The sequence below is a fragment of the Abyssisolibacter fermentans genome (assembly GCF_001559865.1).
Classification (GTDB): Bacteria; Bacillota; Clostridia; order Tissierellales; family MCWD3; genus Abyssisolibacter; species Abyssisolibacter fermentans.
In genome coordinates, this window is record NZ_LOHE01000060.1 from 45,782 (window position 1) to 57,125 (window position 11,344).

Here is an 11,344-nt window from a genome sequence, read left to right on the forward strand (position 1 = left end):
TTAATATTTATTAAACTATATTTTTTTGACTTTTAAACCATAAAAATTCTCCTTGCTATTTCGACTGTATCCTTTGCATCCTTTGCAAAATAATCAGCCCCAATTTTCTTAGCATACTCATTTGTCAATACTGCTCCACCTACTACTATCTTTATTTCTATACCATTATTTCTTAATGCATTTATAGTCCGCTGCATATTTTCAACGGTTGAAGTCATAAGAGCACTTAAACCTACTAGTTTTGCTTTTTCTTCCTTTACTACTTCCACTACTTTTTCTATGGCTACGTTCTTACCAAGATCCATAACCTCAAACCCATAGTTCTCCAATAGTAATTTTACAATGTTTTTGCCAATATCATGGATATCTCCTTCAACTGTTGCTAAAATAATTTTACCCTTTGATATTTGCTGTTTCCCTTCCTCTATTAATTTATCCTTGATTGCATCGAATGCATTTTTCACTGTTTCAGCACTTCTAATAAGCTGGGGAAGATAAATTTCTTTTGCTTCATATTTCTGACCAACAAAATCCATAGCTGGTATTATATAAGAATCAACTATCTCCATTGGTTCTAGCTTCCTTAGTAATTCTTTCGTTTTCCGTGAAGCTTCTTCTTTTAATCCTTTTAATATAATATCCTTTAAAGTTCCATCTGAGCTCATTATTTTTACTTCATTTTCTTCTTTTTTGTTTCCATAAATATCTGTAAATTCCTCACAACCTTCATCTTGATTAGATAATACTTTAAAAGACCTTATAACATCCATCATCTGGCTTGTAGAGTCGATTATTGGTGCATCTACTCCATAGCTTAACCCCATTGCTAAATAAGTAGTATCTATGATTTTCCTGTTTGGTAGCCCAAAAGATATATTTCTTGTTCCTAAAACAGTTTTAACGTTGAACCTTGATTTAATAAGTGATATAACCTTCAAAGTCTCTAATGCTGTCTCTTGCTGTGTTGATGCAGAAAGCACTATGGGGTCTATTAAAATGCTTTCTTCAGGTATACCATATTTCTTAGCATTTAATATTATCTTTTCTGCTATTTTTAGCCTCTTTTGTGCAGTTTTAGGTATACCCTCTTCGTCAAGAGTAAGCCCTATAACTAATGCACCATACTTTTTAACAATAGGGAAAATTGCTTCCATACTCGATTGTTTCCCATTTACTGAGTTTATTATAGGTTTTCCATTATAAATTCTAACTGCAGTTTCTATTACATCTTTTTTCATACTATCGATTTGAAGAGGAGTATCTATTATTCCTTGAAGCTCACTAACAACCCTTTTCATCATTTCCTTTTCATCGATTTCAAGTAACCCCATATTTATATCCAATATATCTGATCCACTTTCCTTTTGCAATATAGCTTCTTTGATAATTAGGTCTATATTGTTTTCTTTTAAAGCTTCTTTAAATTTTATCTTTCCTGTAGGGTTAATTCTCTCTCCAATAACTTTTACTTCCTGCCCAATAACTACCGTTTTAGTTGAAGAACATGTACATGTTAATCTCTTTGGTGTAGGTCTATTAAGTGCCATAAATTTTAGTCTTGCTTTTACTTCTTTAATAAATTCAGGATTTGTGCCACAGCACCCCCCGCAAATTGAGACTCCCTTTTGAGCCATTTTTTCTATTTCATCAGCAAATTCATCTTTTGTTAAATCAAAAACAGTATTGCCATCTATAATTTTAGGAAGTCCTGCATTTGGTTGAACAATAACCGGAACTGATGCATATTTTAATATTTCATCTACAATGTTTTGAATCTCTTTTGGTCCTACAGAGCAATTTACACCTAAAGCATCTACTCCTAGCCCCTCTAGAACATTCACCATAGTAATAGGGTCAGTCCCTGTAAATGTTCTTTTATTATCACTGAAAGTCATAGTACAAAACACAGGCAGACTGCTGTTTTCCTTTGCTGCTAAAATAGCTGCCTTCGCTTCATACAAATCTGACATAGTTTCTATTAGTATTAAATCGACTCCGCACTTTTCTCCAATTACTACTTGTTCTTTAAATATGTCATACGCCTCTTCAAAACTCATTGTCCCTATGGGAGATAACATGGTTCCTATTGGTCCTATGTCCAGTGCAACATATTTACCACTTGCTGCTTTTTTAGCTATTGCTACTCCACTATTAATTATATCTTCGACAGTATATTTCGTTTTTTTTAGCTTATAGCTATTTGCACCAAATGTATTGGCAGTTATTATATCAGCCCCCGCTTCTATATATTGTTTATGAATATCATATATTATTTCAGCTCTTTCAATGTTGTAGGTTTCTGGATATTCCCCTGCCTTCAAACCAAATTCTTGAAGCATAGTTCCCATAGCACCATCAAACACTAAAAAACTATTTCTAAATTTTTCAAGCATGACATTCTTCTCCTCTCTTTGCATAGGTACAATTATTAAACATTTTACATTTTTTACATCCAAAATCACTTTTATCTTTAGATTTACTAAAGCCTATTATTGCAGTTACTGATTTTCTAGGTATTAAAATATTCTTTTCTGTTACTGTAAGACCGATTTGTGTCGGAGCTTTTAGAATTTCTAAAATTTCAAACTGACTATCAATTGGAAAATCGCCATATCCCGGGCTAAATCTTGTAGTAGTGTAATATCCGCTATCAAAAGCAATCCTTTTTATGATATTTTCGACACTGTCGCATAAGTTCTCTACTGCTACAGAAGCACATGCATCAAAAATAATACTCTTTGTAATATCAATATTACTGTAATATCTTATTTTTTTGTCGACCTCATTACCTAACGTTACAGCCATTATTGCACATTTATCTGAGGTTTTTAAATGGTTGAAAATATCATTTCCATTAAGTTTACATACACTTCCTGTTACATAAATATTGTGATTTAATTTCTTAATATCAAAAATATTAAATACATATTTAAATTCACATAGCTCTTTGATTTCCTTAATCGAAAATTCTATTATTCTTTTAGTAATTTCATCTATACTACAATTTTTATACCCTAGATAACGCAATACTTCCTTTTTTTCAATATCTAGCGATATTTTTTTGATTTTATTAGGATTAATAACCATTATATATATACTCCTCTTATTTCGAATGACATCATTTTAATTGTATCAGCTTTATTTTAAAGTCTAATATCAACTTATATATTGTATCATATTTAGTATCTATAGTAGAATTCATCAAAGTACTCCACCGTTTTAGTCATTAATAATTTTAATCATTATTACATTACTAATAGTAAATGATACTATTAAGTAAAAAAAACGTAAATCAACACTTAAATTTCCCTCTAAGAAACATTTTTAAAATCTAATGTGTAAAAAACCCCTTTTTTTAAGAAAAGGAGTCTCTTTATTGAAACTATTCTATAATAAAACTAACTTCAATTTATCTTTTCTAACCAACTTATAACTACTCTATTTCGACCATTTTGCTTTGCTTTATAAAGTGCAGTATCTGCCTTTAAAAAAAGTTGCTCAAAAGATAAATCTTCATCTACAGTTTCTGAAATTCCAATACTAACTGTAGCATTAATAATTTTGCCTTTATAAATAAATTCATACTTTTCTATATTCTTTCTAATACGCTCAGCTATTTCTACTGCAGTTTTTTTCTTACAGTTTCTAAGGAAAACTCCAAATTCTTCTCCACCTAATCTTCCAATCATATCTCCTTCTCTAATACATTTATTAATTAACTCAACCATGGTCTCTAGTACATAATCTCCTGCAATGTGCCCATTATCATCATTAATTTTCTTAAAATAATCAATGTCTAATACTAGCATAAATATTCCGGCATCATCTTTTTTAACATTACTAAGCCATATATTAACATTTTCAACAAAAGAAACTTTATTAAATACTTTTGTCAAACCATCTCTTTCTGCTTTAATTTTTAATATTTTATTTTTTCTTTTTTCGGTAGTGATATCTCTAATCATTGAAATGGTTCCCACCTCAGAATGTTTAATAGTATTTAATGTATGTACAGTAATATAATAATAATACTCTTCTCCATCTAAAGTAACAGTAATTTCAAAATTATCACTACGCATTTCTTGAATAGCTTTATGCCACTTTTCATACTTCTGCTCCAATAATTCTTTTGCCTTTTCCTTACTTCGTTTAGTCCACAGTTTTTTTGTCTTATCCAATTTATATACTTCGTCCTCTAGACAAGTATTTAATTCATGCTGTCTAAAAAATTTACACGCTGATGGGTTTATATCAACAACTGTCCCTTCAGGCGAACATACTACAATTCCTTCATCTACAACGTCAAATACCTTGTCCCTTGCAATAGGTGAGATAGAAAACAAATCATATTTAAACACTCCCCAAAGTAAACATAAGCACCCAGGAGTAAATAAAGCAGATATTGGCATAATAATACCCATTTCTTCTAACCATGCCGCCTTAAGAATACCAAAAATAACTGGTAACACAATTCCTAACATTACAAAAAAAACTTGAGTTTTATAAGATTTAGATGTTCTTCGCATAAAAAATGCCAGTTTAACCTCTGCTACAATCATAATAATATAATTTAATGATACCATCACTTTACCTAGTAAGGTTTGTTTAACATAAAGTGCAGAATCAATGCTATTCATTCTAATTTCAATTCCAGACCTCATTAAATGGTGATAGGAATCTGTTAATATAAGTAGAATAGCTGTCCATTGAATCAAAGCCAAAGTTAAAATAACCTTTTTACTAAAACCATTTCTATCTCCTGAATAAGCAAACACAAACGCTATTGAAGCAACCGGAGCCATAAAAACACCTATTTGTGTAATATTACGCCAAAAAACTTTAGTTTCAAAATTAATCGCTCCTATTTCTAAAAATGAACCAATAGCCCAGATTACTAAAAATGATAATAAATATACTAATTGTAAAGCTCCTTGTCTTTTTCTATTTTTTATTGAAAATATAATAACACTAATGAGTATAGCAATGGACGATAGATTTATAAATAAATTAGCAAAGCTAATCTCCATATTAAACACTCCTTCTATAGCTATAAAGTTATATCGAATTTATCAACAATATTAGTTTACTATAAAACTGTTTATTAAAGCAATACATACATGTTATTCAACATATTTAAGTAAAGTTCTACTATTTGTCTATTTAGTTAAAACTCCTATACAATTTTCATAGTTATCAATTAATTCAGTTTATATTTTCTATTCTAAATTTGTTTATTAATTCTTTAATAGCTGATACAATAACATCTGCATTCTTCTGCATAATAGAAATATGACTAGCATCTTTCACAATAATTTGTTTACTATTTGTTGATAGACTCAACAAACTTTGCTGAGATTCATCCCAAAATGGAAGTTCTTCTAAAGAACTATCAGCAGTTATTATAATGATTGGTATATTACCCAAATCTATTTTATTATACATCTTTTTAGCACTTTCAGTTACAGCATATCCTTCTTCCAAAATATCATCATTTAACATATTTTTGAATAGCATAAATTTTTCTATATTTTTGCTATCATCAGGCATAGCATTAATTCTATCATTTATTAATGGAACTAATTTAATTTCTGTTATTAGGCGTACAAGCCCAGTTCTATTAATAAAACGAAGAGCTTTAACACCTATTTCTGGAATTGAAGCTTCTGTATCCTTTATATGTTTTATTGGGCTAGTTCCATCTACTAAAACTATACCCTCAACCTCTTCTGGATATTTATTACTATATAGTAGCACCTCCATTGCTCCCATAGAATGAGCTACAAATAAGTAGGGTGGACTCTCTCCAGCTTTGTTTAATAGTCTTCTTAAATCTTCAACTATTTGCTCTGTATCTCTTGGTGTTTCTGAATGCTCGCTCCATCCATATCCAGGTCTTTCATATACACATGTACGCGTAATATTTGATACCTCAGGTTGTATAAGACGATAGTCTGTATAAGCACAAGGAGTACCACTACCACAAGTCATAACCACAGTAGGACTACCTTCAGAAGTACTATATATATGCATTTTATGTCCATCAATATCTATTAACTTTCCTGGTGCTTTATATTTTTTATCTTCTTCTTTAAGCATTACCATATTTAATAAAGTACTAATTATAAGAAATGCTGCTAAGATTATAATAATACGTTTTAATACCATTTTTTTATTTTTTTCAGCGTCTCGTTTGTAAATTGTTTTTGACATTTTTCTTTCCCTCACTTATGACATAAATATATGCAAATAAAAACTTAAGAAATCTGCATTCCTTTCTTTTCCACTGAGTATTTTTTTGAAACTTTGCTCTTTATAAATCTAATTAAATCTAATCTATTTTCCAAGAATTTTCTAGGTATTATAAAAGCTTTATTCTTTGTAATATATAAAGCAAGATAAAGCTTTGTTTCTTTAACAGCTATTAACTCTCTCCACTTATATTCATTTTCTCCATTGGTTGAAATAACTCTAAATCCTAAATCATCAATTATATATTTTAGAGGTCTTTTTATAAGCTTGTTTTTCTCAAAAGATTTTTTACTAATTTTATTTATAATTCTAGGATAAATAAACCAAGGGACAATAAATAAAATGAACACCATGAATAAAACGTATAATAAACTTGAAATAAAATCCCAACTCATAAAATCAATTTTACTAGTGCTTGTATTCTCAACTGGTTTGCATAATAATTTAATTCCAACAACGGCAACAGCAAATAGCGATATATAAACAACACCAATTGCTCTCCAAATTTTCAAAAACCATTTATTACTATGATGCTTTGTATACTCTTCAAACTCTTTGTATTCAACAATTACATTATTAATCTCAAAATTGTTGTTTTCTATTTCCATTGATTCTTTCCTCACCCCTTTTTCCCCCTGTTTTATAAAAAACGACATTTCTTTTCACATTCTAGTTTAATTACATATAGTACTTCTCCAATTATCATATATATCCTTTAATTTTATGTATTACCCTTTTTTATATATTCTTATGGCTCACGCTTCATAAGCCCAAAAACTAAAAATTTAAAATACTATTTGTATAAAATTAATAAAATGTCTACATTATTTATCTAATGTAGACATTCATTTGATTTTCAACTTATTTAAAAATTAATCTTTATTTATTAATTACTTATCTCTTGCATTTAAATATCTAGTATCTCTAATTAATTATACTAGATGCAAACAAATGCACATAATTAACTGCTTTAAATCATCTGCACACTGTCTATAGACTACTTTTTAAGTGCATCTTGTATTATAAATTCAATGCAATATCATTATCAATACAACTTTCATTTTTACCCAAATGTACTATTGAGCGCCACCTATTCTCTTTTTTTTCTCAACCAAATCATTAAATTCAGAATCTAATTTTTGATATTCAGGATCTTCTGGTGTATATTTACTCAATTCGCCTAATATATAAGCCATCCTAGTTTCTACAATTAGATTCTCATCAACTTTATCTTTATCATTATTTTCTTTTTTAGTTTTTTCTATATACTCCTTAAAACTACACTCTATTCTTTTGACTTCTTCATTTTCAAATACTAATAATTTATCACAGATCCTTTCTAACATATATCTATCATGAGATACAATTATAATAGTTCCATTATAATTCTCAAGTGCTTCTTCTAGTTTTTCTCTACAATTTAAATCTAAGTGATTTGTTGGCTCATCTAGAATAAGAATACTATTATTATTTAATATTAGTTGTGCTACTTTAACTCTAGTTCTTTCACCAAGGCTTAAATTTTTGACCTGTTTTTTTATCATAGATTCGGTAAATCCCAAGTTGGCTAATAATGTTTTTACCTTACTCGACTTTTCCCTTGATGTAATATCAAACAATTCTATAACCAAGCTATCTCCATCTAAATCCAATACATCCTGACTTATATATGATATTTTTGCCGATGAGCTTAAAAACATATGACCTTCATCTAATTTTTTCTCTCCAATTATAGCTTTTATTAAAGTTGTCTTACCACATCCATTTGCTCCATATAACCCAATTTTATCACCTCTCTGAATATAAAAACAGCTGTCTCTAAACAAAACTTTATCTCCATAAACCTTAGTTATATTTAAAGCTTCTATAACTCTTTTTCCTTTCTTCTCAGCATTATTAAATACAAAATCGATTTCTTTTTCTTCTTTTGGTTTTTTTATTCCTTCTAATTCGATTTTTTCAAGTCTTTTCAATTTCGACTTTACTTGCTTATCTTTTTTCTTTGCCTTTACTCTATAAAATTCTTTACCTCCAAATTTTCTACCTGCTTTTTCTGCTTTTTTACTTGCTCCTCTATGAGATTTATCTGACCAAGTTTTCAGCCTATCTATATCTTTTTCAATTTTCTTTATATATTTTTCCTGATTGATATAAGCCTTTAGTTGACTTTGATATCTACGTTTCTTTTCATCTCTATAGCAAGTATAATTACCTTTATAACTTGTAGTTACACCATCTTCAATTTCCAAAATTCTACCTACAGTCTCATCAAGAAAATATCTATCATGAGAAATAATAATAATTGTCCCATCATATTTTTTTATCTCATCAATTAACCAGCAAATTCCTTGAAAATCCAAATGATTAGTTGGTTCATCTAAAATCAGTAAATTGGGCTTTGCAGTCCATATATTGGCTAATGCTAATTTAGTTTTCTCCCCGCCACTTAACTCACCGAATTTTTCTTGATTCCAATCCTTTACCTTATCCATGCCTAACTGGCTTGTTGCTTGTAAAAAAGATGTTATACACTCTTTATCATTTGCATACATATCATTAATTGTTTTAGCTCTATAAAAGGTTGATTGTAGTAGATAGCCTATTTTCACTTCCTTATAACTCCACATAATATTTCCCTCATCCTGTTTTATATTACCATATATTATATTAGCTAATGTGGTTTTCCCAGCTCCATTATTTCCTACTAGACCTATTCTATCTCCTAATTTTATTTCAAAATTTATATCTTTTAAAACCTTTTGCTCTCCAAAATCTTTTTTTATACCAACACAATTCATTAAAATTGACATAATAATCACCTCATACCTTTCTTAATCAAAAAATAAAAAACTGTAAATGAACATTAATTCACCTACAGTTTTTATCTCAACAAACTACTCAATATCATAAAAAATCAAAATTTATTTAATTAAAAATAAATATATAGAATACACCTACAGATATCCAGCATTTTATTTAAAAGTATGCCTAAGCAGCATAGCTTTTATATCATATTATTATAGAAACTTAAGTAATGTTCTTAGTTTATAGATATGTCTAAAATCTACATCTATAAAAAAAGGCACACTCCACCTGTATCTATAGACATTTTCTTTTAAACATCAATATTTAATTAATATTATTTAACTAAGAACAAATACTTCATCTTTTTCTCCTTTTAAACATAATTTTACTATCTAATTTTATTATATTGTAGTAAATTATGGGTGTCAAGTACTTTTAATGAAACTACTAATAACCTCATGAATAATCAGTGTTAAGATTTTATCATCTAGTATTTTATTTTGTTTTTATTTTCTACTTTTTATTCATAACTAAAATTCAAAATGCATTTAGCAAAAATGGTACAAATTATTTCTTATATTAACTAACTATAAAGGTGCAATATAAAATACATTTTATACTAAACTATCCATTTAGTTAACAATATTATCTAGCAACCAATGTAGTTACTAGGAGACATGTAGGGTTTCTTTCTAAGGAACATTGGTGCGCATGTTTTTTCCTTCCACTTCAAATCAGAAAAAACATGTACACCACCGTGACGAGAAAGATTCCTGCATGGCTCCATCATCATATACAAGAGAGTTAAAACAAATTTAAATAATTTAATCTTTACTATAAAAAATTGTAAAGCATAGGCTAATTTAAATTGTAATATTTTTCTAGTGTTTTTGCACTATTATAGAACTAATATTTTTTATGCTAATATTATCTAGTTTATGATTTTATTATTTCATTAAAAATCAATAAGTTGTAAAATCGGTGCAACGTTTAAAAGCTTACACCGATTTTTACTCACATCATCAATTATTATAACATTTAAGGATACCTATAACACTATTTTTTCTCTTTGATATTAATACCTTCTTTTATATCTTCATTAGGAGAAATTATGACTATATCACCTTCATTTAACCCTGACTTAACCTCAATATAATCTTCGCCTTCTAATCCTATTTCAATCTTTTTTAATTTAGCCTTATCATCTTCTACTATAAAAACATATTTCGCGTCATTAAGCTCAAATACTGTATTATCTGGCACAAGTAATACATCATTCTTAGACCACAACCTAAATTTAGTATCTATATCGTAGCCTATACGAAGTTGTGATATGTTTTGTATATCTACATCTACCCTAACTCTCTTTTGCTGGATTCCTAAATCTGATATCTTACTAAAAGCCTTTGGATATATCTTATCAACTTTTCCACTTAATTCATCTATTCCAAGTTCATCACTATAAGCTATTACTATGCCATCCTTTTTAATTGAACTCACTTCGCTTGCTAAAACATCTACTTCTATATATAAATCATTTGTACCACTAATTTCTATGACGCTCATACCAGGTTGCAAATAAGACCCTTCTTTAATGAAAATGTCTGTTATAATTCCATCAATAGGAGATGTTATTACATAATTTTCTCTATTTTTCTCTAAAATTTCTTTTTTGTATACTAATGCTGCTATCTGTGCTTGATATTGATTTTTAATGTTACCTGATACTCCTTCTTTCAGCAACTTCAATTCATTTTCTGCTATTACTAATGCATTTTTTTGAAATGTTAGATTATTTTGTGCACTCTTGTATTCATTAAGACTCAAGGCACCATCTTCATAAAGCTTTTTACTACTATCAAAATTTCTTTTAGCTTCATCTACTTTAACCTTCATAGATTCTACATTTGCATTAGCCTTTTCTATCATTGATTTATCAACGGGTTTTACTGCTTCCTTGTATACTGCTCTTAAACCATCAATTTCGGCTTGCACTGAGTTTATTTCAAGATTTATTTTCTCAGCATCTATTTCTAATAATATATCTCCTTTTTTTACACGATCTCCTTCATCAATATTTATCCCTCTTGCTTCTCCCATAGCTTTTGTATAAATAGTTCTCTGTTTCTTTGATTTTACAGTACCAGTTTCTTCAATATACTCGGATATTTCTCCCTTATTTACCTTAAATGTTTCTACTGCTAGTGTATTATCATTTTGGATTTTAAAATACACACTAGCGGCGATTACTACAATTATTAATGCTATTACAATAGCTTTTTTCTTCAAT

At 28.7% G+C, this 11,344-nt stretch carries 7 protein-coding genes; all 7 read right to left on the reverse strand.

From position 1 onward, the window contains the following. Positions 1 to 32: 32 nt before the first annotated feature. The 7 genes from AYC61_RS10595 to AYC61_RS10625 all read right to left on the reverse strand — a co-directional run bounded on the left by AYC61_RS10595 (position 33) and on the right by AYC61_RS10625 (position 11,343). Positions 33 to 2,393: a homocysteine S-methyltransferase family protein gene (locus AYC61_RS10595; RefSeq protein ID WP_066501535.1), complete on the reverse strand. Its 2,361-nt coding sequence runs from the start codon at positions 2,391 to 2,393 to the stop codon at positions 33 to 35. Further along, entirely contained in the window at positions 2,386 to 3,087 is a 702-nt protein-coding gene (locus AYC61_RS10600; protein ID WP_066501541.1) for a vitamin B12 dependent-methionine synthase activation domain-containing protein, read from the reverse strand. The genes AYC61_RS10595 and AYC61_RS10600 overlap by 8 nt, the downstream gene beginning before the upstream one ends. A gap of 317 nt (positions 3,088 to 3,404) precedes the next feature. After that, positions 3,405 to 5,027, reverse strand: coding sequence for a histidine kinase N-terminal 7TM domain-containing diguanylate cyclase (locus AYC61_RS10605; RefSeq protein WP_066501544.1), 1,623 nt, complete (start codon positions 5,025 to 5,027; stop codon positions 3,405 to 3,407). 175 nt (positions 5,028 to 5,202) lie between these two features. Further along, positions 5,203 to 6,210 (reverse strand): alpha/beta fold hydrolase, encoded by a 1,008-nt coding sequence (locus AYC61_RS10610; protein ID WP_066501552.1) that lies wholly within the window; start codon positions 6,208 to 6,210, stop codon positions 5,203 to 5,205. Between the two features lie 44 nt (positions 6,211 to 6,254). Further along, positions 6,255 to 6,872 carry a YcxB family protein gene (locus tag AYC61_RS10615; RefSeq protein WP_066501556.1) on the reverse strand — a complete coding sequence of 206 codons (618 nt, stop codon included), beginning with the start codon at positions 6,870 to 6,872 and terminating at the stop codon, positions 6,255 to 6,257. A 453-nt stretch (positions 6,873 to 7,325) separates the two neighbouring features. Next, positions 7,326 to 9,059, reverse strand: coding sequence for a ribosomal protection-like ABC-F family protein (abc-f, locus tag AYC61_RS10620; RefSeq protein ID WP_066501560.1), 1,734 nt, complete (start codon positions 9,057 to 9,059; stop codon positions 7,326 to 7,328). A 1,051-nt stretch (positions 9,060 to 10,110) separates the two neighbouring features. Beyond that, positions 10,111 to 11,343, reverse strand: a complete 1,233-nt coding sequence (locus AYC61_RS10625) for an efflux RND transporter periplasmic adaptor subunit (protein WP_066501564.1) — start codon at positions 11,341 to 11,343, stop codon at positions 10,111 to 10,113. Between the last annotated feature and the right edge of the window lies 1 nt (position 11,344).